We start from the raw sequence: 23449 nt of genomic DNA, 5'->3' as shown, positions 1-23449 counted from the left end.
CGCCGGCTGCGGATGCCGCAGACCCAGCGCAATCGCGAGCTCGGCCTGCTGCTGTTCGCGTTCCTGATCAACGCCGCCGCCCTCGCGCTCGTGCAGCTGGGCAAGAACGGCACGATCGACTCGTCGTTCCTCGTGTACTGCGCCGTGCTCGACGTGCTCGCCCTGGCAATCCACGTCGTGCTGCGACTGCGGGCGCGCGACGCCGACCCGTTCGTCGTGCCGATCGCGACGCTGCTGTCGGGCGTGGGCATCGCGATGATCTACCGCATCGACCTCGAGGGCACCTCGCAGGGCTGGGACATGCTGGCCGTGCGACAGATCGTCTGGTGCGCGATCGCTCTGGTCGCCGCGCTCGTCGTGGTCCTCGCGCTCCGCAACTACCGCGTGCTGTTCCGCTACACGTACGTCTTCGGTTTCGCCGGCATCGCACTGCTGCTGCTTCCGTTCGTGCCCGGACTCGGTCTCGAAGCCGGCGCCGACGTCTGGGTCTCGATCGGCGGGATCGTGTCGTTCCAGCCCGGCGAACTCGCGAAGATCGCCCTGGCGATCTTCTTCGCGGGGTACCTGGTCCGCACCCGCGAGTCGCTGACGTCGGTCGGCACCCGATTCCTCGGCGTCACATGGCCGCGTGTCCGCGAACTCGGGCCGGTGCTCGTGATCTGGCTGGTCTCGCTCGGCATCATCGTGCTGCAGCGCGACCTCGGAACCGGCACCCTGATCTTCGGCATGTTCATCGCGATGCTCTACGTCGCCACCGGCAAGACCAGCTGGGTGATGATCGGCCTGACCCTCGTCGTCGCCGGCGGTGCGATCGCCTCGCAGGTGCTGCCCTACGTCAAGGGCCGTTTCCAGAACTGGCTCAACCCGTTCGACCCCGCGAACATCGATGCGGCCGGGGGCAGCTTCCAGCTCGTCAACGGCCTCTACGGCCTCGCGAAGGGCGGGTTCATCGGCACCGGCCTGGGCCAGGGCCGCCCCTGGATGACGCCGCTGTCGCAGAGCGACTACATCTTCCCGAGCCTCGGCGAGGAGATCGGCCTCATCGGCGTCTTCGCCCTGCTCTGCCTCTACATGGTCTTCACGAGTCGCGGTGTGCGCATCGGCCTCGCGGGTCAGGACGACTTCGGCAAGCTCCTCGCGACCGGCCTGTCGTTCACCATCGCCCTGCAGGTGTTCATCATGGTGGGCGGCGTGACGCGCGTGATCCCCCTCACCGGCCTCACGACCCCGTTCCTCGCCGCCGGCGGCTCGTCGCTCGTCGCGAACTGGATCATCGTGGCCCTCCTCCTCCGCATCTCGGATGCGGTTCGCTCTCGACCCCGGGTGGTGATCGGATGACCAAGGAACTGCGACGACTCAGTTTCGTGATGCTGGCGATGTTCCTCGCCCTGTTCATCTCGACCAGCTGGATCCAGGTGATCCAGGCCCAGGCCCTCAACGAGAACCCCGGCAACCGTCGGACGCTGTACGACTCGTTCGAGGTGCAGCGCGGGTCGATCATCGCAGGCGGGTCGGTCGTGGCGGCATCCGTGCCGAGCGGCGACCTCTACACGTGGCAGCGGCAGTACACGGATGCTGCGATGTGGGCGCCCATCACCGGGTGGATCAACCCGGTGCTCGGCTCATCGTCCGGCATCGAGCAGATCATGAACCAGTCGCTCTCGGGCACCGACGACACGCAGTTCCTCGCCCGGCTCGAGCAGATCATCTCGGGCGCTCCCGCCCGGGGATCCAACGTGCTCCTGACCGTCGACCCCACAATTCAGCGCGCCGCCTACGACGCACTGCAGGGATACGAGGGCGCGGTCATCGCGAGCGATCCCTCGACCGGGCGCATCCTCGCCATGGTCACGAGCCCGAGCTTCGACACGAACCTGCTGGCCTCTCACGACTCCGCGGGGGTCAATGCGTCGTACGACGAGCTCGCGGCGGACTCGCTCAAGCCCCTCTTCAACCGTTCCATCGGTGGCGACCTGAATCCGCCGGGCTCCACCTTCAAGCTCGTGGTCGCCTCGGCGGCCCTGTCGTCGGGTGAGTACACGCCGCAGTCGACGTTCCCGAACCCCGCGACCTGGACGATCCCCGGCACCAGCAACACGCTGCACAACTTCGACCTCGGCACGTGCGGCCCCGGAGAGACCGTGACCCTCGCCGACGCGCTGCGGCTGAGCTGCAACATCCCGATGGCAGAGCTGGCCGTCGAGCTCGGCGACGACGCCATCCGCGAAGAGGCCGAGAAGTTCGGCTTCAACAGCCAGATCGAGATTCCGCTGCTGTCGACGGCATCGGAATACCCCCGCGCACTGAACGACGCGCGGACCGCACTGTCGGGCTTCGGTCAGGGCGACGTCACCGCGACCCCGCTGCAGATCAACATGGTCTCGGCCGGCATCGCGAACGGCGGCATGGTCATGAAGCCGCAGTTGCTGGACTCGGTCGTCGCACCCGATCTGACTGTGCAGGAGAAGTTCGATCCGAGCGAGTTCGGACGCGCGCTGACCGAGGACGTCGCCGACCAGATGCGGACGCTCATGGTCGCCAATGTCCGTGACGGCGCAGCCAGCGGTGCAAGAATAGACGGCGTCGATGTCGCCGGAAAGACGGGCACTGCAGAGCACGGTCCAGGCGATCCGTACACGTTGTGGTTCACCGGTTTCGCGCCGGCGGACGACCCCCAGATCGCCGTCACGGTGATGGTCGAGAACGGGGGCGGCCAGGGGCAGGCCGGGACGAGCAGCGGGATCGCAGCCCCCATTGCGAAGAAGGTTATCGAGGCGGTGCTGAACAGATGAGACCGATGCAAGGCGTGAGCTTCGGCGGGCGTTACGAACTGGATTCGCGGATCGCGATCGGCGGTATGGGCGAGGTGTGGGAGGCCACCGACCACGTCATCGGCCGCACCGTCGCGATCAAGATCCTCAAAGACGAGTACATGGGCGACCCCGGGTTCCTCGAGCGTTTCCGCGCCGAGGCCCGTCATGCCGCGCTCGTGAACCACGAGGGCATCGCGAGCGTCTTCGACTACGGCGAGGAGAACGGCAGCGCGTTCCTGGTGATGGAGCTCGTCCCGGGCGAGGCGCTGTCGACGATCCTCGAGCGCGAGGGCTCGCTCTCGTCCGACAAGACGCTCGACATCGTCGCGCAGACCGCGTCTGCGCTGCAGGCCGCGCACGCGGCCGGTCTCGTGCACCGCGACATCAAGCCCGGCAACCTGCTCATCACGCCCGACGGTCGCGTCAAGATCACCGACTTCGGCATCGCGCGCATCGCCGACCAGGTGCCGCTGACCGCGACCGGCCAGGTCATGGGAACGGTCCAGTACCTCTCGCCCGAGCAGGCCTCGGGGCACCCGGCGTCGCCGGCGACCGACATCTATTCGCTCGGCATCGTCGCGTACGAGTCCGTCGCGGGGAAGCGTCCCTTCACGGGCGAGTCGCAGGTCGCGATCGCGATGGCGCAGATCAACGAGCAGCCGCCGCCGCTTCCCGCGACGGTGTCCGACCCCGTGCAGCGACTCATCCTGGCGATGATCGCGAAGAAGCCCGACGATCGACCCGCCTCGGCCTCCGCGGTCGCGCGCGCGGCATCCGCTCTGCGCCGCGGCGACCTCGCCGCAGCCCACGCCGCCGTTCCCGCGATCATCGCCGGTGCCGGGACGAGCGACGTCACGCAGCTGCTCCCCTCGGGGGGTGGCGACACCGCCACTCTGCTGCTTCCCGCGGGCAGCGCGGCCGCCGCCGGGGCGGGCCTCGCCGCGGCCGGTGCCGCCGGGGCTGTCCCCGATGTCGCGGCCGCCGACGACAACCTCGCCGAGAGGCCGAAGCGCAAACGCAGCCCGTGGACGTGGCCGCTCGTCGCGTTGATCGCGCTGCTGGTCATCGTGCTCGGCGGAACGTTGATCGCGCTGCTCTCGGGAGACGGCGAGCCCGATCCCGCTGCGTCGTCGCCGTCGCAGTCGACCCCCGCGACACCGGTCGACACGCCCTCGAGCGCGCCGAGCTCGACCGCGCCGACGTCCATCAGCATCGACGACCTCGGTCTCACCGGACGCACGTGCGAGGACGCGCTGGCCGTCGCCGCGCAGGCGGGCCTCGAGAACGTCACCTGCGCGCCGGGGAACGCCGCTCCCAGCGAGGATCAGGTCGGACTCGTCTACAACGTCGTGCCGCTCGGCAACGTCCAGCCCTCCGACACCGTGACCCTCACGTCGTACGCCGAGCAGAGCCCCCTGAGCGCCCCCGCGGCACCGACGATCCAGTCGAACGGACAGGACGTCACGAGCGTCCAGGCCGGCTCGACCGTGCAGGTCATGTGGTCGAACTACTCCTGCCCCGCGGGTCTCACCCCCTCCGAGTATCGGTTCACCGTCTCCGGCGGCACCTTCGCGAACGGTCAGACGACCTCGAGCTTCAGCCTGAACCAGCGCCCCGCTCCCGTCACGGTCGGCGACTCCGGCGCCCTGTCCGTGACGTACACCGTGACGTGCGCGGGCGAGAGCGGCGACCGCACCTCCCCCGTCTCGCCCGAAGCGGCCGCGACGATCCAGACCGCGACCACTCCCCCGCCCAGCAACGGCGGCGGCAACGGGAACGGGAACGGCAACGGCGGCGGGAACGGCAGCGGCAACGGCGGCGGCGAGGACGACTAGTCCTCGACCCGGCGCGGGTCCCGCCATGAGTCCATCCACCGAGAACGAGTCGCACGCAGGGAGTGACATGTCAGCAGGGCAACGTGTGCTGTCAGAGCGCTACCGCATTGACGAACCGATCGGCCGTGGCGGGATGGCGAGCGTCTACCGCGGGTACGACGTCACGCTCAGCCGCGACGTCGCGATCAAGATCCTCAAGCGCGAGCTCGCCGACGATGCGGGCTTCCGCACCCGGTTCCGCCTCGAGGCCCAGGCGGCGTCGCGCATGTCGCACCCCTCGATCGTGCGCGTCTTCGACGCGGGCGAGGATGTCGAGACCGACCCGGACGGCAGCGAGCATCCGGTCCCCTACATCGTCATGGAGCTGGTCACCGGCCGGCTGCTCAAGGACATGATCGAGGCCGGACCGCTCAGCGAGGCCGATGCGGTCCGCTACGTCGACGGCATCCTCGAGGCGCTCGAGTACTCGCACCGCGCCGGAGTCGTGCACCGCGACATCAAGCCCGGCAACGTGATGGTGACCGATGCCGGTTCGGTGAAGGTGATGGACTTCGGCATCGCCCGCGCGGTCTCGGACTCGTCGTCCACCGTCGCCGAGACCACGGCGATCATCGGCACGGCGGCGTACTTCTCGCCGGAGCAGGCGAAGGGCGAGCCCGTCGACGCTCGCGCCGACGTGTACTCGACCGGCGTCGTCCTGTACGAGCTGCTGACGGGACGCGCGCCGTTCCGCGGCGAGACCCCGGTCGCCGTCGCCTACCAGCACGTGAGTGAAGCGCCCCTGCCTCCATCCGAGATCGTCGAGCAGGTACCCCGCGCGCTGGACGCCGTCGTGCTGCGCGCACTCGCGAAGAGCCCGTTCCAGCGTTTCCAGGACGCGACGGAGTTCCGCGGCGCCCTCGCCCAGGCGGTCGGCGGCAAGCAGCCGACCAAACGGCAGATGGGCGCTCTCGCGAGCGAGCTCTACGGACCCGACCCGCGGCACGCCGCGGAGACGGCCCGCTCCCTCCGTCAGCTCAGCACCGACACCACGATGCGGCGTACGCAGTCGGGTCCGCCGGTCAGCTGGATCTGGGCCGGCGTCGCCGTGCTGGCAGCTCTGCTCATCGCCGTCCTCATCTGGGTGCTCGCGTTCCGCGACACCGAGCCGACCGTGCCGACCACATCGCGGACGGTGCCCGAGGTGGCCGGCCGGTCGTGGGACCTGGCCGAGAACCTCATCGAGGAGGCGGAGCTGACCCCCGTCAGGTCCGATCGCAGCGACGACACCGTCGCCGCGGGAGACGTGATCGAGACCGAGCCCGCGGCGGGCATCACGCTGTCGCCGGGGCAGCGAGTGACCGTCTACGTCTCCACGGGCCAGGAGATGGCGACCGTGCCCAACCTCCAGAACCTCTCCCGCGACGAGGCCACGCAAGCGCTCGAGCGGGTCGGTCTGCAGCTCGGGAGCGTCCGTTCCCGAAACGATCCCACCTTGGCCGCAGGGACGGTCATCGAGGGATCGGCCGCGGCCGGTTCGTCGCTCGCGATGGGCAGCGCCGTCAATCTCGTCGTAGCGAGCGGCACCGTGACGCTCGTCGACCTCACCGGCTACACCGTCGAGGCAGCGCAACGCGAGCTCCAGCAGGAGTCGCTGCAGCTCGTCCCCGAGATCGTCGAAGACCCGGGCTGCGCCGCGAGCGCCGGAGGTCAGACCGTGGCGTCGCAGTCGCTCGCGCCCGGCGAGGTGCCGATCGGATCGACCGTCGCGCTGACGGTCTGCACCGGCAGCTGATCCAGCGCGCGCCGGCGCGGTGCGTCTCAGCGCCCGTCGGCGCGATGCGGATGCAGGCCGGCTCCGCGCCGCGCCGCACCGTCGAGTCCGACGTCCTCCAGCCAGTTGCCGAGCAAGCGGTATCCCCCGTCGGTGAGGACGGATTCGGGGTGGAACTGCACCCCGACGATCGGGAGCTCGCGATGCGCCAGGGCCATGACGGTTCCGGCGTCGGTGCGCGCGGTCACCTGCAGCTCGTCGGGAACGTCGGCGGGGTCGACCGCGAGCGAGTGGTACCGGCCCGCCGAGAACGGGTCGGGTATCCCCGCGAAGAGGGGCGAGCCGTCGTGACGCACCTCCGATGTCATCCCGTGCATGAGTTCCGGCGCCTCGCAGACGCGTCCGCCGAAGGCCACCGCGATCGCCTGGTGCCCCAGGCACACACCGAGCAGAGGAACGCCGGCGGACGCGGCTGCCCGGACGATCTCGATCGAGGATCCCGCGTCTTCGGGAGCGCCCGGTCCGGGCGAGACCAGCACGGCGTCATGAGCGGTGACAAGGCGTCCCGGGTGTGCGACGGCGTCGGACTCGACCATCTCGGTCTCGGCCCCGAGCTCGTGGAGGTACCCCACGAGGGTGTGGATGAAGCTGTCGTGGTTGTCGACGACGATGACCTTCGTCACCCGACCGTCGACTCCTCGCCGGGCACGAAGAAAGGCGCGACGGCCGGGAAGACCCAGAAGAACAGGGCGTACACGACGGCGGCCGCGAGAATCAGCACCAGCACGAGCCGGACCCACCAGGGCCCCGGCAGGATTCGCCAGAGTGCGGCGTACATCAGGAGACCACCCCGTCGGTCAGTGCGGCCGGGGGCCCGGCCGTGATGGGCGTGAAGTCCTCGAACACCGCGTACGAGATGATGCGCTCGAGCATGTTGAGCTTCGGAGCGCAGCTGGTGAGGGTGAGGTACCGGCCGTTGGCGCTGAGATCCACCTGCTGGGGAACCGGGTTGAGGACCTCCACCGCGGTGTCCTGCACGTACTCGACGTTGCGGAACCGGTAGGTGTACCAACCGTCCTGGGTCTGCACCACGATGGCGTCGCCGATGACGAGCCGGTCGACCGGGTCGAAGGGGGCACCGGAGGTCCAGCGGTGCGCGGCGACGGCCATGTTCCCCTCAGCCCCCGGCATCGCCGTCCCCGGGTAGTGACCGATGTAGCCCTCATCGAGGATCGTCTTCTTGGCAGTGCCGTTCGCGATGGTGAACTGCCAGTCCGGCCCGAATCGCGGCACGAACATCACCCCGAACTGCGCGCCCTCCCCCGGTTCGCCCAGCACGGGGACGATCGCGGGGTCTGCGCCGCCCTCGTCCGACGCGGGCGGGTCCGCGCGGGCATCCGTCTGCCACTGCTGCGCGAGAGCGGATGCCTCGGCCTGCTTCTGCGAGCCGATGATCATGTCGCCGAACCACATCTGCCAGCTGACGAACAGCAGCAGCACCACGCCCGCGGTCAGCAGCAGCTCTCCGAGGACGCTCACGACGGTCGCCCGGCGACGCGGGTGCCGGCGCGCACGAGGGCCGCGATCGGGCGCGGTGCGGGTGGTCTCCACGATCGGGAAGCTTAGCGGCCCGGGATATCACGGGCCTGAAGGCTAGGATTCATCCATGGCATCTTCGAGCGACCACGACGACCCGACCGTGGAACGACGCCCCGCGGATGACGCACCTAACCCGGTCTGGTTCAAGCCGATCATGCTGGGTCTGATGCTCATCGGACTCGTGTGGGTTCTGGTGTTCTACCTGAGCAACTCCACGCTGCCCGTCCCCGGCATCGGCGGATGGAACCTCGTCATCGGATTCGGCATCGCGTTCGTGGGCTTCCTGATGACCACGCGGTGGCGCTGACCGACTTTCCACACGAACGAATCACACCGGTGTGATTCCATCCCCACCTGGGGATAGACCTGTGGATAACTTTCGTCAGTAGAGGGCGAGGGGCACGGCGAGCAGAGCGACGAGCGCCGCGGCGGTCCCGCCGAGCAGCCAGACCTGCAGCCGTCGCGTCCGGATCGTGCGCGTGCGCGCGAAGATCCCGCCGACGAGCGCTCCGACGGCCAGACCTCCGACGTGCGCCTGCCACGACACCTGTACTCCCCCGCCTCCGCCGAGCGATCCGAGGAGGAGCGGCAGGAAGGTGATGACGAGGTTGATGCCGAGGATGACGGCGATCCCGGTGATGTTCGCGCCGATGTGGCGGCCGATCACGAGCAGTGCCCCGAAGAGGCCGAAGATGGCGCCGGACGCTCCGACGACCGTCGACCCGAAACCGAGCAGGACGACGGCGACCGAACCGCCGAGCCCGCTCAGCAGATAGAGCCAGAGGAATCGTGCGCGCCCGAGCATCGGCTCGAGGCTGCGGCCCAGCATCCACAAGGCGAGCATGTTGAGTCCCACATGCCAGAATCCGCTGTGCACGAGCAGCACGGTGAAGAGCCGCCACGGCTGGAACACGCCCGTGAACTCCGGGTACAGGGCCGGCGGGAAGAGGGCGAGCGTGCTCCGCACGGCCACGCCGACCCCGGGGATGAGCCCGACGACGAACGCGAAGAAGGTCAGGCCGATGATCCCGTAGGTGACGAGGGGCCGCGAGTCGTCGGAGCGCACCGCACGCAGGATGCGGGGGGCGCGGCGGGCGCGCGGCGCGCCCGAGCTCTGCTGCTGCTCACGCAGACATTCGGGGCAGATCACACCGACGGGCATCTGCGTCTGGCACTCTGCGCAGATCGTGCGCAGGCACCGCTGGCAGAGGACGAAGCTCTGCCGATCGGGGTGCCGGTAACAGAAGTTGTCGGGATTGCTCCGCAGCTCGGACGCGCTCACGTACCGCTCAGACCGCGGCGATGTCGATCGACGAGATGACCACCGGGTCGACCGGACGGTCCTGCGCGCCGGTCTTGACGGCTGCGATCGTGTCGACGACCTGACGCGAAGCATCGTCGGCGACCTCGCCGAAGATGGTGTGCTTGCCCTGCAGCCACGGGGTGGGGTCTGTCGTGATGAAGAACTGCGAGCCGTTGGTGCCCTCTGCCTTGCCCGTGATGGCATTGCGGCGCAGGCCGGCGTTCGCCATCGCGAGGATGTACGGCTTCTGGAAGTCGAGCTCGGGGCTGATCTCGTCGTCGAAGTTGTAGCCGGGTCCGCCGATGCCCTGTCCGAGGGGGTCTCCGCCCTGGATCATGAAGTTGGGGATGATGCGGTGGAAGATGACGTCGGTGTAGAGCGGGCCCTCGCCCGGCTTGCCCGTCGCGGGGTCGGTCCACTCCCCCGTGCCGTCCGAGAGACCGGTGAAGTTCTTGACGGTGCGCGGCGCCTGGTCGCCGAAGAGGTTGACGACGATGTCGCCGTGGTTGGTGTGGATCGTCGCTACTGCAGTGTGCTGAGGCATGTCTGCCATTCTCGCACCTGTCAATGCCCTGCTGGCCGGGGCGCTCTCTGGCAAGATGAGGGAAAACGTCCCACGATGCAGGGAGGGCCCACGTGAGCCTCAGCCGCAAGCGCAAGAAGCAACTCCGCAAGCTCCAGAAGCAGGCGAACACCCTGTGGAAGTCGCAGCAGGTCCTGATGGGAGAGGCCGCGGGCGTCGCTCGTGACGCCGGTCACCAGCTGGGCCACTACAACAGCGAGCACGTCAAGCCCGCGGTCAAGCACACCTACGAGCAGTACGCCGCGCCGTACGTCGACAAGAGCGTGCGCGCGACCCGCAAGGTCTACAACGGCGCGCTCATCCCGGCCGCCGGTGCCGTCGTGGGCGGCGCCCTGTCGGTCTGGGATGCTGCCAACGACACCCGTGACCGTCTCGCGCACGGCCGTGGCGTCGACCTCGATCTGTCGTCGGTCAAGAAGAAGGCCGCCAAGTACGGCAAGAAGGCGACGAAGAAGTTCCAGTCGCGCGCCTCGCTGCCCGAGCCCAAGAAGGGCATCGGCGCCGGTGGTGTCATCGCCATCATCCTCGGTGTCACGGCCGCCGCGGGCGTTCTCTACGCCGCGTGGCAGACGCTCCGCGCCGACGACGAGCTGTGGGTTGCCGACGACCCGCTGCGCGCGCCCGACGCCTGAATCGGATGACCGAAGATCTCGAGCCCACGTCTCGGGTCCGCCTCGCGGCGGCCGAGCGTGGGCTCGATGTCGTCGTGCGGCCGCGCCTCGAGGCATCGAGTCTCGATGAGGCAGCGGCGCTGCTCGGACTCGAGCCCGACGACATCGTCAAGACCCTCGTCGTCAAACGCAGCGACGACACCTATCTATTCGCCCTCGTGCCCGGAGACCGGGTGATCTCGTGGCCGAAGCTGCGCGCCCTCGTCGGTGTCAACAAACTCCGACTCCCCGAGCCCGAGCTGGCGTTGGCCGCGACCGGCTATGAGCGCGGCACGATCGTGCCCATCGGCAGCACCCACGACTGGCCGGTCTTCGCCGATGCGTCGATCGTCGGTCGACGCATCGCCATGGGCGCGGGCGCCCACGGCTACAGCCTGTTCGTCGACGCCGACGCCCTGATCGCGGCCTACGGCGCAACGGTCGCCGACATCACGGAGCAGCGCTCGCGGTGACACCCGCCCCGCGCCGTGGCGCGGGAACCGAAAACGCCGGTGCTCCGAGGAGTACCGGCGTTTCTTCTGTGGAGCCTAGGAGATTCGAACTCCTGACATCCTGCTTGCAAAGCAGGCGCTCTACCAGCTGAGCTAAGGCCCCGAGGGGGTTCGGGGTGGGGCTACCAGGACTTGAACCTGGGACCTCTTCATTATCAGTGAAGCGCTCTAACCGCCTGAGCTATAGCCCCGTACCGACGCGCTTTGCGCTCCGGCAACCTCCAAGACTTTACCGGATGATCCGGGAATCTACTAATTGGAGGTGAAGCCGACCAGCAGGCCGCCGGTGACCTTGACCATCACGTTGTAGATGCCGGCGACGACCGCGCCGAGCACCGTGATGACGATGAGGTTGAGGATCGCCACGATCGCGGCGAACGCCATCACCTGCGGCAGGTTCAGGAACTGCTTGATCGAGAAATCACCGTTCGAGAACGCGACGAAGAGCTCGTCGACCCGGTCGATGAGGCCCGTCGTGCTCAGCACCATGAACACGAGGAAGGTCGCCACGACCGTCACGATCGCCAGCGCCACGGCAGCGAGGAACGACAGCTTCACGGCCGACCAGAAGTCGACGTACACGAGGCGCAGGCGCACCTGCTTGGAGCTGGTCTTGCTCGTGGACTTCTTGGCGAGTTTGTCGGCGACCGTGCTCATGCGTCAGAACCACTCTCTTCGGTATCCGCGGACGCGGGGGCATCCGGGGCGGGGGCATCGTCCGATGCCGCGTCTTCGGTCAATCCCCGCTCACCGTTCCGGGCGATGGCGAGGATGCGGTCGTCGTCCCCGAACCGGGCGAACACGACGCCCATGGTGTCGCGGCCCTTGGCCGGGACCTCGGCCACGGAGGAGCGTACCACCTTGCCACTGGCAAGAACCACGAGGACCTCGTCGGTCTCCGACACGATCAGACCACCCGCGAGCACGCCTCGATCGTCGTTCAGCTTGGCCACCTTGATGCCGAGACCGCCGCGGCTCTGGGTGCGGTACTGGTCGACGGCGGTGCGCTTGGCATAGCCGCCGTCGGTCACGACGAACACGTAGCCCTCGCTCCGGGCGACGGAGGCCGAGAGCAGGCTGTCGTCCTCGCGGAACGAGATGCCCTTCACGCCCTCGGTCGAGCGTCCCATCGGGCGCAGCGCGTCGTCGGTCGCCGAGAAGCGCAGCGACATTCCCTGACGCGTGATCAGGAGGATGTCATCGCCCTCGTCGACGAGCAGGGCGCTGACGAGCTCGTCGCCACCGGTCTCGTCGTCCTGGCCGCGCAGACGGATCGCGATCACACCCCCCTGACGGTTGGTGTCGTACTCGGTGAGCGCCGTCTTCTTGACCTTGCCGTCGCGCGTGGCGAGCACGAGGTACTGGGCGGCGGAGTAGTCGCGGATGTCGAGGATCTGCGCGATCTCCTCACCGGGCTGCAGCGCGAGCAGGTTCGCGACGTGCTGGCCCTTCGCGTCGCGCCCGGCCTCCGGCAGCTCGTACGCCTTGGTGCGGTAGACCCGGCCCTTCGTGGTGAAGAAGAGCAGCCAGTGGTGCGTCGTCGTGACGAAGAAGTGCTCCACGACGTCGTCCGCGCGCAGCTGGGCGCCCTTGACGCCCTTGCCACCCCGGTGCTGCGACCGGTAGTTGTCGCTGCGCGTGCGCTTGATGTAGCCGTCGCGCGTGACGGTGACCACCATCTCCTCTTCGGGGATGAGGTCCTCCATCGACATGTCGCCGTCGAATCCGTGCAGGATGTGCGTCCGCCGCTCGTCGCCGTACTTGTCGACGATGGCGGTGAGCTCCTCGGCGATGATCGTGCGCTGGCGGGCGGGGGTGACGAGGATGTCGTTGAGGTCGGCGATCTTGAGCTCGAGCTCGTTCGCCTCGTCGATGATCTTCTGACGCTCGAGCGCAGCGAGACGGCGCAGCTGCATCGACAGGATCGCATCGGCCTGCACCTCGTCGATGTCGAGCAGGCTCTTCAGGCCCTCGCGCGCCTCGTCGACCGTGGGAGAGCGACGGATCAGCGCGATGACCTCGTCGAGCGCGTCGAGCGCCTTGAGGTAGCCGCGAAGGATGTGCATGCGCTTCTCGGCCTCGTTGAGGCGGTAGCGCGTGCGGCGCACGATGACCTCGATCTGGTGGGTGATCCAGTGCGAGATGAAGCCGTCGAGGGGCAGCGTGCGGGGCACGCCGTCGACGATCGCCAGCATGTTGGCGCCGAAGTTCTCCTGCAGCTGCGTGTGCTTGTACAGGTTGTTCAGCACGACCTTCGCGACGGCGTCGCGCTTGAGTACCACCACGAGGCGCTGACCCGTGCGGTCGCTCGTCTCGTCGCGGATGTCGGCGATCCCGGTGATCTTGCCGTCACGGGCGAGGTCGCGGATCTTGAGGGCGACGTTGTCGGGGTTGACCTGGTACGGCAGCTCGGTGATGACGAGGCAGTTGCGTCCCTGGATCTCCTCGACCTCGATGACGGCGCGCATCGTGATGGAGCCGCGGCCGGTGCGGTACGCCTCGCGGATGCCCTTCGTCCCGAGGATCTGCGCGGCGGTGGGGAAGTCGGGGCCGTGGATGCGCGACATGAGCGCCTCGAGCAGCTCCTCGCGCGATGCCTCCGGGTTCTCGAGCGACCAGAGGGCGCCCTCCGCGACCTCGCGGAGGTTGTGCGGCGGGATGTTGGTGGCCATGCCGACGGCGATGCCGACCGAACCGTTGACGAGCAGGTTCGGGAATCGCGAGGGCAGAACGACCGGCTCCTGCGTCTTGCCGTCGTAGTTGTCCTCGAAGTCGACGGTGTCCTCGTCGATGTCGCGAACCATCTCCATGGCGAGCGCGGCCATCTTGGTCTCGGTGTACCGGGGTGCCGCAGCGCCCTGGTTGCCCGGGGAGCCGAAGTTGCCCTGACCATCGGCGAGCGGGTAACGCAGCGACCACGGCTGCACGAGGCGCACGAGCGCGTCATAGATCGCACTGTCACCGTGGGGGTGGTACTGACCCATGACCTCGCCGACGACGCGGGCGCACTTCGAGTAGCTCTTGTCGGGACGGTATCCGCCGTCGTACATCCCGTAGATCACGCGGCGGTGCACCGGCTTCAGGCCGTCCTCGACGCGCGGGAGCGCACGACCGACGATGACGCTCATCGCGTAGTCGAGGTAGCTCCGCTGCATCTCGACCTGGAGGTCGACCTGGTCGATGTTGCCGTGGTTGTGGGCAGGCGTGAGTTCGGGACGTTCTTCGTCAGACATGCGTTCTCAGTTTCTCGATGTCGCTCGCCTCGATCAGATGTCGAGGAAGCGGACGTCCTTGGCGTTGCGCTGGATGAAGGTGCGGCGGGACTCGACGTCCTCACCCATGAGCACGGAGAAGATCTCGTCGGCCGCGGCCGCGTCGTCGATCGTCACCTGACGCAGGGTCCGCGTGCTGTGGTCCATCGTGGTCTCCCACAGCTCCTTCGGGTTCATCTCGCCGAGACCCTTGTAGCGCTGGATCCCCGACTCCTTCGGGATGCGCTTGCCGTTCGCGAGGCCGTCGGCCAGAAGCGCGTCGCGCTCCTTATCGCTGAAGACGTACTCGTGATCGGCGTTCGTCCACTTGAGCCGATACAGCGGCGGCATAGCGAGGTAGACGTAGCCCGCCTCGATGAGACCTCGCATGTAGCGGAACAGGAGGGTGAGCAGCAGGGTCGTGATGTGCTGGCCGTCGACGTCGGCATCGGCCATCAGCACGATCTTGTGGTACCGGGCCTTCTCGACGGTGAAGTCCTCGCCGATGCCCGTTCCGAACGCCGAGATGATCGCCTGGATCTCGTTGTTTCCGAGCGCGCGGTCGAGACGCGCCTTCTCGACGTTCAGCACCTTGCCGCGCAGCGACAGGATCGCCTGCGTCTCGGGATCGCGACCGCGGACGGCCGAGCCGCCGGCCGAGTCGCCCTCGACGAGGAAGATCTCCGAGATCGACGGGTCTTTGCTCGTGCAGTCCTTGAGCTTGTCGGGCATCGACGCCGACTCGAACACGCTCTTGCGGCGAGCGGTCTCGCGGGCCTTGCGGGCTGCGAGACGGGCGGTCGCGGCATCCACGGCCTTCATGATGACGCGCTTGGCCTGGGCCGGGTTGCGGTCGAGCCAGTCGGTGAGCTGGTCGCCGACGATCTTCTGCACGAACGCCTTGGCCTCGGTGTTGCCGAGCTTGGTCTTGGTCTGACCCTCGAACTGCGGCTCGGACAGCTTGACGGAGATGACGGCGGTCAGGCCCTCGCGGATGTCGTCGCCTGTGAGGTTGTCGTCCTTCTCCTTCAACAGCCCCTTGTCGCGGGCGTACGCGTTGACGCGCGTCGTGAGCGCCGCGCGGAACCCCTCTTCGTGGGTACCGCCCTCGTGGGTGTTGATGGTGTTGGCGAACGTGAAGACGTTCTCGGTGTAGCTCGTGGTCCACTGCATCGCGAGCTCGAGCGAGATGTGGCGGACGGTGTCCTCGGACTCGATCTCGATGATCTCGTCGTTCACGACCTCGGTCTTGCGGAGCTTGTTGAGGTACTCGACGTAGTCGACGAGACCGCGCTCGTAGTGGAAGTCGTCCTGACGCTGCCGCGCTTCCGATCCGCCCTCGTCGAGGTCGACGACGACCTCGGCCTCGGGGCGCTCGTCGGTCAGCGTGATGCGCAGTCCCTTGTTGAGGAACGCCGTCTGCTGGAAGCGCGTACGCAGGGTGTCGTAGTCGAACGAGATCGTCTCGAAGATCTCGCCGTCGGGCCAGAACGTGACCGTCGTGCCGGTCTCGTCGCTGTCCTCGCCCTTCGCCAGCGGAGCCTGGGGCTTGCCGCCGTCGCCGAACGTCTGTCGCCACACCGATCCCTGGCGCTTGATCTCGACCTCGAACCGGGTGGACAGCGCGTTGACGACCGACGAGCCCACGCCGTGCAGACCACCCGAGACCGCGTATCCGCCGCCGCCGAACTTCCCGCCGGCGTGCAGCACGGTGAGGACGACCTCGACGGTCGACTTGCTCGGGTCGGAAGCGTGCGGATCCACCGGGATGCCGCGTCCGTTGTCGACGACGCGGAGAGCGCCGTCCGGGAGGATCGTCACGTGGATCGTGTCGCAGTAGCCGGCGAGGGCCTCGTCCACCGCGTTGTCGACGATCTCGTACACCAGGTGGTGCAGGCCGCGCTCGCCCGTCGATCCGATGTACATTCCCGGACGCTTGCGAACCGCCTCGAGTCCCTCGAGCACCTGGATCGCGTCGGCGCCGTACTCGTTGGGGACCTTGGCCGAGGTTTCTTCGGCCGCATCGGGGGTTTCGGGGTCTTCGGGAACGCTGTCGGAATTCTGAGACGTCATAGGTTTCGAGCGCTCCACATCGGTTCGGTCGGTCCCACCCAGTCTACCCTTTCGGGCGCTCCCGCGCGGGCCTGAGCGCCCGTATGGCGAACGAAAGTCGGATTCGACGACTGGGGACGTGGCTCAACCGTAGGTATCGCGAGGGCCACGGCCTGGAACGGCTCTGGGGCCCCATTTCCAGGAGGGGACGTCCGGGCCTACGAAACGGACCGTCTGCACCCCCGACTGTGGGAACGCTTTCACGAGCTGGGTCGTGATGGCGGTGCGCATGATGTGGAGGTTCTTCGCCCAGGCGGTCGAATCGCACTGCACGGTGAGGACCCCATCCGACAGCGCGACGGGCGACGCGTGGCGCGCCGTCTCCTCGCCGGCGACCTCGGCCCACCGCAGCACGAGATCCTCGCGCGACAGCTGCGCATCCCACCCCGCCTGCCGGGTCAGGTCGGCGATGACGTCGCCGAGACCCTTCGGATCCCTGCCCGACGTGAACGGCTGGTTCTCATCGTCGTCCGTCCGCTGTCGTCGACGCTTCTTCCATCGACCCGACGGCTCGAGGCCGCGCAGTCGCAGGTAGGTCGCGATCGTCTCGGGCGCATCGTCAGACGGGAGCATCGCTCTCCTCGTGCAGGGTTCCGGCCTCGACTCTCACGGTGCGGGCTCGAAGCTCGAGCGGCACGTCCTCGGCCACCGCTGCCGTGACGATCACCTGCTCGTAGTCGGCGACGATGCCTGCGAGCCGGGCCCGCCGGTCGGCGTCGAGCTCGGCGAAGACATCGTCGAGGATCACGATCGGGTCGCCGAGGGTCGACTCCGCGCGCAGCAGTTCGGCCGAGGCGAGGCGCAACGACAGGGCGACCGACCATGACTCGCCGTGCGACGCGTAGCCCTTCACAGGCAGATCGCGGATCCGCAGGACCAGGTCGTCGCGGTGGGGACCGACCAGGGTGATGCCACGATCGAGCTCGGCGCTGCGCCGCTCGGCGAGCGCCGAGCGGAAGAGCTGCTCGATCGCGGCGGCATCGGCGACGGGCGCCTCGGCGGGGGAGTCGTCCTCCTCGGGATCGGCGCCCCCGACGGACAAGGCCCATTGCAGCTGGGGGCGGTGATCGGCACCGGCGATCGCCGTGTAGGCGCGAGCGACGGGGCCCGCGAGCTCGGCCGCTAGACGGAGCCGGGCGCGGATGACGTCGGTGCCGAGCGCGACGAGCTTGTCGTCCCACACCTCAAGGGTCGACAGTCCCTCGCCGCGCACGCCTCGGGCACGGGCCGATTTCAGCAGTGCATTGCGCTGCTTCAGCACCCGGTCGTAGTCGGCCAGCACACCCGCGAGACGCGGAGCGCGCTGGATGAGGAGCTGATCGGCGAAGCGGCGTCGCGCCGACGGGTCGCCGCGGACGATCTGAAGGTCTTCGGGGGCGAAGAGCACGACCTGGGCGTAGCGCGGCAGCTCGGCTGTGCGCACGGGGGAGCCGTTCACCCGGGCCTTGTTCGAGCCCGACCGGTTGAGCTGTGCCTCGAGCTGCACTCGCCGCTCGCCGTGGGCGAGTCTGGCGCGCACGAACGCCGCATCCGCGCCATCGCGCACCATCGGCGCATCCTGCGACACCCGATGTGACCCGAGGGTCGCGAAGTACCCGATCGCCTCGGCGAGGTTCGTCTTGCCCTGACCGTTGCGCCCCACGAACACGTTCGCGCCGGGAGCCAGCGCGAGCTCGGCGGCCGCATAGTTGCGGAAGTCCACCAGGCTCAGCTGCTCCACGATCATCAGATCACCCTAATTCTCGTCGCCGACACCCGCCGCGACGAGGTCGCGGCGCGTAGCGATCAGCGCAGGAGGAGGTTCGGCTGCAGAAGGTACTTGAACGACTCGACGCCGCCCGACGTCTGCGGCGTGATCAGAATCGGGCTGAGCTTGTTCGCGTTCTCGCTCGAGGTGAACGTGACGCGCGTGAACTCGCTCTTCACGGCGGCCAGTGCTTCGAGCAGGTACTGCGGGTTCAGCCCGATGACGACCTCGTCGCCGGTGAGCGTCGCGTCGACGGACTCGGTCGCGCGTGCCTGCTCCGTGCCCGAAGCGTCCATCGACACCCCGTCCGCACCGAACGTGAAGCGCAGCGGGGCCGAGCGATCGAGCACGAGCGCGACGCGGCGCACGGCCTCGATCAGCTCACCGGTGTTCACGACGGCGTGATGGTCGGTCGCCTCGGGGAACAGCCGGCGCACCGGCGGGAAGTTGCCCTTGATGAGCAACGACGTGACCGTCTTGTTGCCCGCGGTGAACGCGATGATCTCGCGATCGCCCGATCCCGAGAACGAGACCGTGATGTCACCCGAGTGGGCGAAGGTCTTGCCGACCTCGGTGAGGGTGCGGGCGGGCACGAGCGCCGTGGTGGTGTTCTCGTCGGCGACGATGCCGCTGTCGAACGGGATGTCGCGGAGTGCGACGCGATAGCGGTCGGTGGCGACGAGGCTCAGCTGCGTGCCGGTGACCTCGAGCTGGACGCCGGTCAGCACCGGGGTGACGTCGTCGCGCGATGCCGCGAAGGCGACCTGCGCGATGGCGGTCGCGAAATCATCGGCGGGAACGACACCCGACTCGCCCGAGACCTCGGGGATCGCGGGATATTCCTGTACCGGCATCGACGCGAGCGTGAAGCGCGCTGAACCGCACGTGAGCACGATCCCGTCGTCGTCGACCGCGATCTGGATCGGCGCATTGGGGAGACGGCTGGCGATCTCGGACAGGAGTCGCCCGTGCACGAGGATCGTCCCGGGGTCGTCGACCGTCGCCTCGATCGTCGTGCGCGCCGAAGCCTCGTAGTCGAATGCCGACAACGACAGACCCGCGTCGGTGGCTTCGATCAGCACGCCCGCGAGGATCGGCTGCGGGTTGCGCTGGGGGAGGAGCTTCACGACGAACGACACAGCCTCGCTGAAGACGTCGCGATTGACCTGGAACTTCACTGGCGCTCCCTTGTCGTGGATGAAAGCTCTCCCATGCTAGTGCCCAACCCGAGCGGTTCCCGAAGCACCGTGCGGACACCGCCTGTCGCCCTCACGGTGATCGAATCGCAAATTCTCTAGATGTAACTGTCTTCTTCATCTCCGTTGTGGAAACTGTGGACAACTCGGTGGATGGCAGTCGGGACACGGGAACCACACGCGTGTAACTTGTGAGCCGCCTGCGGATGAATGTGGGACGGCGGCAGGGTCGGGTCGACGCGCGTCGGAACGGACTCCACAGGGAATGTGTGATTCGTTCACAAGTCTTCGACGGTCGAGCGAAGTTATCCACAGGTTTTCCACACTGTGCAGAACCGCATGATGGGGCGTCGCCGATCGGCTGTCAAGCCGAGTCGAGCGGACACCCCCGCGGGCAGGGCGCGAGCGTCAGCGCCGACCGAGCTGAGACGTGATCTCGGAGACCTGGTTGTAGATCGAGCGCCGCTCTTTCATCAGCTCGCTGATCTTCTTGTACGCGTACATCACCGTCGTGTGGTCGCGGTTGCCGAAGAGCTGCCCGATCTTCGGCAGCGAGAGGCTCGTGCGCTCGCGGCAGAGGTACATGGCGATCTGGCGCGCCGTCGCCACGGCCTGCGACCGGCTCGATCCGTACAGGTCGTCGACCGACAGTCGGAAGTACTGGGCGGTCGCGGTGATGATGTCGGTGGGCGAGATCACGTTGGCGTCGTCCTGGTCGACGATGTCGCGGAGCACTGTCTGCGCGAGTGAGATGTCGAGGTTCGAGCGGTTCAGGCTCGCGAAGGCCGAGACGCGGATGAGCGCGCCCTCGAGCTCGCGGATGTTCGACGAGACCTTGGTGGCGATGTACTCGAGAACGTCGTCGGGCACGAGGAGACGCTCGGACTGCGCCTTCTTGCGGAGGATCGCGATGCGCGTCTCGAGGTCGGGCGCCTGCACGTCGGTGATGAGACCCCACTCGAACCGGCTCCGCATGCGGTCCTCGAAGCCGGTGAGGTGCCGGGGCGGGACGTCGCTCGTGATCACGACCTGCTTGTCGTGGTCGTGCAGGGTGTTGAACGTGTGGAAGAACGCCTCCTGCGTCTCGGCGCGACCCTGCAGGAATTGGATGTCGTCGATGAGCAGGATGTCGACCTCGCGGTAGCGCGCCTGGAAGGCCGACCCGCGGTTGTTCGCGATCGAGTTGATGAAGTCGTTCGTGAACTCCTCGCTCGAGACGTACCGGACGCGTATGCCGGTGTACAGGTTGAGCGCGTAGTCGCCGATCGCATGGAGGAGGTGCGTCTTGCCGAGGCCGGAGTCGCCGTAGATGAACAGCGGGTTATAGGCCTTCGCGGGAGCCTCGGCGACGGCGACGGCCGCGGCATGGGCGAAGCGGTTCGACTGACCGATCACGAAGTTGTCGAAGGTGTACTTCGGGTTCAGGCGCGTGTCGTGTCGCGAGGTGGACACCGGCGCCTCGACGTACTCCTCGCCGGCGGGACGCAGCGGTGCCGGCGCAGCCGCCGACTGCACCGGGATCGGTGCGGTCAGGTGCGCGTCGGCGAGTTCGGGGTTGACGACCACTCGGTAGCTCGAGGCGCCCGGGTCGACGTGCACGTGGGCGAGCGCTTCCATGATCGGCTGGCGGAGGCGCTTGTTCAGCTGGGCGGCCGTCAGGTCGTTCGGGACGTCGAGATAGAGGGTGCCGCTCATGACGCCCTGCGCCACCGCGAGGCTGAGGAAGCCCTGCATCTGCGGCGTCACCCGGTCGTCGTCGGCGAGCAGATCGAGGACCGCGTTCCACACCGGGACGTCGGGGAGATCGTGCTGAGCCAAGAGTTCCCCCGCGGGTGATCGATACTTGTCCACACAGCGGCCCGCAAAACTGGGGATAGCTGTGGATAACTGCCCGTGACACGCTAGTCATGCGGTGTCGAGAGCGCCAAATCCACTGTAGTTCCGGCCCGCGTGTCGCCGCCACCGCCTGTGTAGAGCGGTGGATAATTGCGGGTTCCCATCGTGCCGGTTTGAGTTACCGGACGACCCGACGTACCCTTAGTCGGTTGACTTATGCCCGCGAGGGCAGTCCTGTACCCCGTGTCCCCGGTCTGAAGCGTTCCGGAGACCCGCCGATCCGGAGTGATCCCTATGAGCAAGCGCACGTTCCAGCCCAACAACCGCCGCCGCGCCAAGAAGCACGGCTTCCGCGCCCGCATGCGCACCCGCGCCGGTCGCGCCATCCTGTCGGCTCGCCGCGGCAAGGGCCGCACCGAGCTGTCGGCCTGACACAGCCTCCTCTGTGCTGGCGCGCGGAAACCGGATCACGCGCGGGGCGGATTATAAGGCCGTCGTCCGCGGGGGTGCTCGCTGTGCCGGAGCGCACACCGTGACCTACGTGGTGTCGACCGGCTCCGACCGATCGCCCCGCTTCGGTTTCATCGTCAGCAAGCAAGTCGGATCAGCCGTCGTGCGCAATACAGTGCGCCGACGGCTGAAGGCCGTTTGCGCGCAGGCACTCCCCGACGTCCGTGAGGGCGCCGACATCGTCATCCGGGCACTGCCGTCAGCGGCACGCTCGGATTTCGCCGAGCTGAGAGACGAGGTGGAGAGGTGTCTGCGACGACGTGCGGCGGTATGAGCTGGTCGACGCTCCCGACGGCATCCGTCGGTGACGGACATCTGACGGCGTCAGCCGTCGTGCGAGCCTTGCCTCTCGCTCCCCGCAATGCCGGGATCGCGGTTCTCCATGCATACCGCTCCGTCGTGTCGCCCCTCTATGGCGACGTCTGCAAGTACTACCCGAGCTGCTCGGCCTACGCTGTGGGCGCCGTGCAGCAGCACGGCCTCGTGAAGGGCTCCGCCCTCGCTGCCGCGCGCCTCTCCCGATGCCACCCATGGGCCGCCGGAGGCGTCGACGACGTCCCCGCCCACCGGGACTTCCGCCACACCCTGACCAGGCACGGCTTCGTCGTGCCGCCGAGAAAGGACTGATCCCGTGCTGGATCTCTTCCTCGCCACGCCGACTCCCGTCGTGCCGACCCCGACGACTCCTCCTCCCGGCGGTGCTGACTTCTTCAGCACGATCATGTGGCCGTTCAAGTTCCTCGTCGAGGCGATCCTGGTGTTCTGGCACTGGGTCCTCACCGCGGTGGGCATGCCGGCGGCGGCGGGCGCGACGTGGGTGATGTCGATCATCGGTCTGGTCATCGTGGTGCGTTCGGCCCTGATCCCGCTGTTCGTCCGGCAGATCAAGAGCCAGCGGAAGATGATGGAGCTTGCGCCCGAGATGCGCAAGATTCAGGAGAAGTACCGCGGCAAACGCGATCAGCTCTCTCGTGAGGCGATGAGCCGAGAGACCATGGCGCTGTACAAGAAGCACGGCACGACCCCGGTCTCGAGCTGTCTGCCGCTCCTGGTGCAGATGCCCATCCTCCTCGGCATGTTCTATACGCTCAGCGACGTCAAGAAGCACGCCGAGTGGGGCGTGGGCGGCGTCGGTCTCCTCAATGTCGACCTCACCAAGCAGTTCTACGACGCACAGCTGTTCGATGTCGCTCCGCTGCACACCAACATGATCGAGGCCATCAACCTCGGGCAGACCGCGACGGTCACGATCCTCGTGATCCTCGTCGTGCTCATGATCGGTTCGCAGTTCATCACGCAGCTGCAGATCATCTCGAAGAACCTGTCGCCCGAGGCCAAGACCGGCCAGGCGTATCAGATGCAGAAGATCATGCTCTACGTGCTGCCGCTGGCGTTCATCTTCTCGGGTGTCTTCTTCCCGCTCGGTGTCGTCATGTACTGGTTCACCTCGAACATCTGGACCATGGCTCAGCAGTTCATCGTCATCCGCAACCTTCCCACTCCGGGCTCGGAGGCGGCGAAGGCACGGGAGGAGCGGCTCGCACGCAAGGGCAAGGCGCTCGACGCCAAGGGTCGCGTCATCTCGATGGAGAAGTACGAGGCCGAGCAGCAGCGTCTGCTCGAAGAGGCCGAGCGTGCCCGTGCGGCGCAGCCCAAGCGTCAGCAGCCGATGGGCAAGCAGCGCGCCAAGAAGCAGTCGCAGGGGCAGAAGGACGGTCCGCAGGGCTGACCCGCGGACATCCAGCACTC

The 23449-nt window shown here is 67.7% G+C and carries 23 protein-coding genes and 2 tRNA genes; 11 read left to right on the top strand and 14 right to left on the bottom strand.

Annotation, left to right across the window (positions count from 1 at the left end; translation table 11 throughout):
- The first annotated feature begins 12 nt into the window (after nucleotides 1-12).
- The 4 genes from BLT21_RS09210 (at nucleotide 13) to pknB (ending at nucleotide 6422) form a co-directional block, all read left to right on the top strand.
- Nucleotides 13-1338: an FtsW/RodA/SpoVE family cell cycle protein gene (locus BLT21_RS09210; RefSeq protein WP_091502197.1), complete on the top strand. Its 1326-nt coding sequence runs from the start codon at nucleotides 13-15 to the stop codon at nucleotides 1336-1338.
- On the top strand, nucleotides 1335-2792 hold the full coding sequence (locus tag BLT21_RS09205) for a peptidoglycan D,D-transpeptidase FtsI family protein (protein ID WP_091501290.1): 1458 nt from the start codon (nucleotides 1335-1337) through the stop codon (nucleotides 2790-2792). Before BLT21_RS09210 ends, BLT21_RS09205 begins: the two co-directional genes overlap by 4 nt.
- Nucleotides 2789-4648: a serine/threonine-protein kinase gene (locus BLT21_RS09200; RefSeq protein WP_091501288.1), complete on the top strand. Its 1860-nt coding sequence runs from the start codon at nucleotides 2789-2791 to the stop codon at nucleotides 4646-4648. Before BLT21_RS09205 ends, BLT21_RS09200 begins: the two co-directional genes overlap by 4 nt.
- Nucleotides 4649-4715: 67 nt before the next feature.
- Nucleotides 4716-6422 carry a Stk1 family PASTA domain-containing Ser/Thr kinase gene (gene pknB, locus BLT21_RS09195; protein ID WP_091501286.1) on the top strand — a complete coding sequence of 569 codons (1707 nt, stop codon included), beginning with the start codon at nucleotides 4716-4718 and terminating at the stop codon, nucleotides 6420-6422.
- Between the two features lie 26 nt (nucleotides 6423-6448).
- On the opposite strand, the gene BLT21_RS09190 is transcribed toward pknB, so the two are convergent.
- The 3 genes from BLT21_RS09190 to BLT21_RS09185 are packed head-to-tail and all read right to left on the bottom strand — an operon-like array spanning nucleotide 6449 to nucleotide 8012.
- Nucleotides 6449-7084: an anthranilate synthase component II gene (locus BLT21_RS09190; RefSeq protein WP_091501283.1), complete on the bottom strand. Its 636-nt coding sequence runs from the start codon at nucleotides 7082-7084 to the stop codon at nucleotides 6449-6451.
- Entirely contained in the window at nucleotides 7081-7239 is a 159-nt protein-coding gene (locus tag BLT21_RS15525; RefSeq protein ID WP_143024963.1) for a DUF4175 domain-containing protein, read from the bottom strand. Before BLT21_RS15525 ends, BLT21_RS09190 begins: the two co-directional genes overlap by 4 nt.
- A complete protein-coding gene (locus tag BLT21_RS09185) occupies nucleotides 7239-8012 on the bottom strand; it encodes a class E sortase (RefSeq protein WP_256336006.1) in 774 nt (257 codons plus the stop codon). The genes BLT21_RS15525 and BLT21_RS09185 overlap by 1 nt, the downstream gene beginning before the upstream one ends.
- Nucleotides 8013-8067: 55 nt before the next feature.
- On the opposite strand from BLT21_RS09185, the gene BLT21_RS09180 reads away from it, so the two are divergent.
- Nucleotides 8068-8307, top strand: coding sequence for a cell division protein CrgA (locus tag BLT21_RS09180; protein WP_023953414.1), 240 nt, complete (start codon nucleotides 8068-8070; stop codon nucleotides 8305-8307).
- 75 nt (nucleotides 8308-8382) lie between these two features.
- Here the strand turns inward: BLT21_RS09180 and BLT21_RS09175 are convergent, their stop codons facing one another.
- Nucleotides 8383-9282: a rhomboid family intramembrane serine protease gene (locus tag BLT21_RS09175; protein ID WP_091501281.1), complete on the bottom strand. Its 900-nt coding sequence runs from the start codon at nucleotides 9280-9282 to the stop codon at nucleotides 8383-8385.
- 7 nt (nucleotides 9283-9289) lie between these two features.
- Nucleotides 9290-9847 (bottom strand): peptidylprolyl isomerase, encoded by a 558-nt coding sequence (locus BLT21_RS09170; RefSeq protein ID WP_091501279.1) that lies wholly within the window; start codon nucleotides 9845-9847, stop codon nucleotides 9290-9292.
- A 92-nt stretch (nucleotides 9848-9939) separates the two neighbouring features.
- Between BLT21_RS09170 and BLT21_RS09165 the strand changes: the two genes are divergently transcribed.
- On the top strand, nucleotides 9940-10518 hold the full coding sequence (locus BLT21_RS09165; RefSeq protein ID WP_091501277.1) for a DNA helicase: 579 nt from the start codon (nucleotides 9940-9942) through the stop codon (nucleotides 10516-10518).
- 5 nt (nucleotides 10519-10523) lie between these two features.
- On the top strand, nucleotides 10524-11009 hold the full coding sequence (locus tag BLT21_RS09160) for an aminoacyl-tRNA deacylase (RefSeq protein WP_091501275.1): 486 nt from the start codon (nucleotides 10524-10526) through the stop codon (nucleotides 11007-11009).
- 69 nt (nucleotides 11010-11078) lie between these two features.
- Here the strand turns inward: BLT21_RS09160 and BLT21_RS09155 are convergent.
- The 9 genes from BLT21_RS09155 to dnaA all read right to left on the bottom strand — a co-directional run bounded on the left by BLT21_RS09155 (nucleotide 11079) and on the right by dnaA (nucleotide 21088).
- Nucleotides 11079-11151, bottom strand: a tRNA-Ala gene (locus BLT21_RS09155).
- Between the two features lie 14 nt (nucleotides 11152-11165).
- Nucleotides 11166-11239, bottom strand: a tRNA-Ile gene (locus BLT21_RS09150).
- Between the two features lie 61 nt (nucleotides 11240-11300).
- Complete coding sequence (locus tag BLT21_RS09145; RefSeq protein WP_091501274.1) at nucleotides 11301-11705, bottom strand: DUF3566 domain-containing protein; 405 nt, start codon at nucleotides 11703-11705, stop codon at nucleotides 11301-11303.
- Nucleotides 11702-14281, bottom strand: coding sequence for a DNA gyrase subunit A (gyrA, locus tag BLT21_RS09140; RefSeq protein ID WP_091501272.1), 2580 nt, complete (start codon nucleotides 14279-14281; stop codon nucleotides 11702-11704). The genes BLT21_RS09145 and gyrA overlap by 4 nt, the downstream gene beginning before the upstream one ends.
- A 33-nt stretch (nucleotides 14282-14314) precedes the next feature.
- The gene (gene gyrB, locus BLT21_RS09135; protein ID WP_091501270.1) at nucleotides 14315-16372 is read right to left on the bottom strand and encodes a DNA topoisomerase (ATP-hydrolyzing) subunit B; all 2058 of its coding nucleotides are present in this window, start codon (nucleotides 16370-16372) and stop codon (nucleotides 14315-14317) included.
- A gap of 123 nt (nucleotides 16373-16495) precedes the next feature.
- Nucleotides 16496-16984 carry a DciA family protein gene (locus BLT21_RS09130; RefSeq protein WP_091501268.1) on the bottom strand — a complete coding sequence of 163 codons (489 nt, stop codon included), beginning with the start codon at nucleotides 16982-16984 and terminating at the stop codon, nucleotides 16496-16498.
- Nucleotides 16971-18137, bottom strand: a complete 1167-nt coding sequence (gene recF, locus BLT21_RS09125) for a DNA replication/repair protein RecF (protein WP_091501266.1) — start codon at nucleotides 18135-18137, stop codon at nucleotides 16971-16973. The genes BLT21_RS09130 and recF overlap by 14 nt, the downstream gene beginning before the upstream one ends.
- Nucleotides 18138-18196: 59 nt before the next feature.
- Nucleotides 18197-19336, bottom strand: coding sequence for a DNA polymerase III subunit beta (gene dnaN, locus BLT21_RS09120; protein ID WP_091501264.1), 1140 nt, complete (start codon nucleotides 19334-19336; stop codon nucleotides 18197-18199).
- Nucleotides 19337-19762: 426 nt separating this feature from the next.
- On the bottom strand, nucleotides 19763-21088 hold the full coding sequence (gene dnaA / locus BLT21_RS09115; protein WP_371113442.1) for a chromosomal replication initiator protein DnaA: 1326 nt from the start codon (nucleotides 21086-21088) through the stop codon (nucleotides 19763-19765).
- A gap of 396 nt (nucleotides 21089-21484) precedes the next feature.
- Between dnaA and rpmH the strand changes: the two genes are divergently transcribed.
- From rpmH to yidC, 4 genes are read left to right on the top strand one after another with little or no spacing between them, the layout of a single operon-like run.
- Complete coding sequence (rpmH, locus tag BLT21_RS09110; RefSeq protein WP_036304730.1) at nucleotides 21485-21622, top strand: 50S ribosomal protein L34; 138 nt, start codon at nucleotides 21485-21487, stop codon at nucleotides 21620-21622.
- A 13-nt stretch (nucleotides 21623-21635) separates the two neighbouring features.
- Entirely contained in the window at nucleotides 21636-21974 is a 339-nt protein-coding gene (gene rnpA / locus BLT21_RS09105; protein WP_091501260.1) for a ribonuclease P protein component, read from the top strand.
- Complete coding sequence (gene yidD, locus BLT21_RS09100) at nucleotides 21971-22327, top strand: membrane protein insertion efficiency factor YidD (protein WP_091501258.1); 357 nt, start codon at nucleotides 21971-21973, stop codon at nucleotides 22325-22327. Before rnpA ends, yidD begins: the two co-directional genes overlap by 4 nt.
- A 7-nt stretch (nucleotides 22328-22334) precedes the next feature.
- Nucleotides 22335-23429, top strand: coding sequence for a membrane protein insertase YidC (gene yidC / locus BLT21_RS09095; protein ID WP_091502193.1), 1095 nt, complete (start codon nucleotides 22335-22337; stop codon nucleotides 23427-23429).
- The last annotated feature ends 20 nt before the right edge of the window (nucleotides 23430-23449 follow it).

Source organism: Microbacterium sp. cf332, from assembly GCF_900102175.1.
GTDB lineage: Bacteria > Actinomycetota > Actinomycetes > Actinomycetales > Microbacteriaceae > Microbacterium.
The sequence above is the reverse complement of the archived record's forward strand: the minus strand, read 5'-3'. Positions and strand labels throughout refer to the sequence as shown.

Coding starts and splice junctions, on each gene's coding strand:
- BLT21_RS09210 (WP_091502197.1), top strand. CDS start 13: ATGCCGCAGACCCAGCGCAATCGCGAGCTCGGCCTGCTGCTGTTCGCG.
- BLT21_RS09205 (WP_091501290.1), top strand. CDS start 1,335: ATGACCAAGGAACTGCGACGACTCAGTTTCGTGATGCTGGCGATGTTC.
- BLT21_RS09200 (WP_091501288.1), top strand. CDS start 2,789: ATGAGACCGATGCAAGGCGTGAGCTTCGGCGGGCGTTACGAACTGGAT.
- pknB (WP_091501286.1), top strand. CDS start 4,716: ATGTCAGCAGGGCAACGTGTGCTGTCAGAGCGCTACCGCATTGACGAA.
- BLT21_RS15525 (WP_143024963.1), bottom strand. CDS start 7,239: ATGTACGCCGCACTCTGGCGAATCCTGCCGGGGCCCTGGTGGGTCCGG.
- BLT21_RS09180 (WP_023953414.1), top strand. CDS start 8,068: ATGGCATCTTCGAGCGACCACGACGACCCGACCGTGGAACGACGCCCC.
- BLT21_RS09170 (WP_091501279.1), bottom strand. CDS start 9,847: ATGCCTCAGCACACTGCAGTAGCGACGATCCACACCAACCACGGCGAC.
- BLT21_RS09160 (WP_091501275.1), top strand. CDS start 10,524: ATGACCGAAGATCTCGAGCCCACGTCTCGGGTCCGCCTCGCGGCGGCC.
- BLT21_RS09145 (WP_091501274.1), bottom strand. CDS start 11,705: ATGAGCACGGTCGCCGACAAACTCGCCAAGAAGTCCACGAGCAAGACC.
- gyrA (WP_091501272.1), bottom strand. CDS start 14,281: ATGTCTGACGAAGAACGTCCCGAACTCACGCCTGCCCACAACCACGGC.
- gyrB (WP_091501270.1), bottom strand. CDS start 16,372: ATGACGTCTCAGAATTCCGACAGCGTTCCCGAAGACCCCGAAACCCCC.
- BLT21_RS09130 (WP_091501268.1), bottom strand. CDS start 16,984: ATGCTCCCGTCTGACGATGCGCCCGAGACGATCGCGACCTACCTGCGA.
- recF (WP_091501266.1), bottom strand. CDS start 18,137: ATGATCGTGGAGCAGCTGAGCCTGGTGGACTTCCGCAACTATGCGGCC.
- dnaA (WP_371113442.1), bottom strand. CDS start 21,088: ATGCAGGGCTTCCTCAGCCTCGCGGTGGCGCAGGGCGTCATGAGCGGC.
- rpmH (WP_036304730.1), top strand. CDS start 21,485: ATGAGCAAGCGCACGTTCCAGCCCAACAACCGCCGCCGCGCCAAGAAG.
- yidD (WP_091501258.1), top strand. CDS start 21,971: ATGAGCTGGTCGACGCTCCCGACGGCATCCGTCGGTGACGGACATCTG.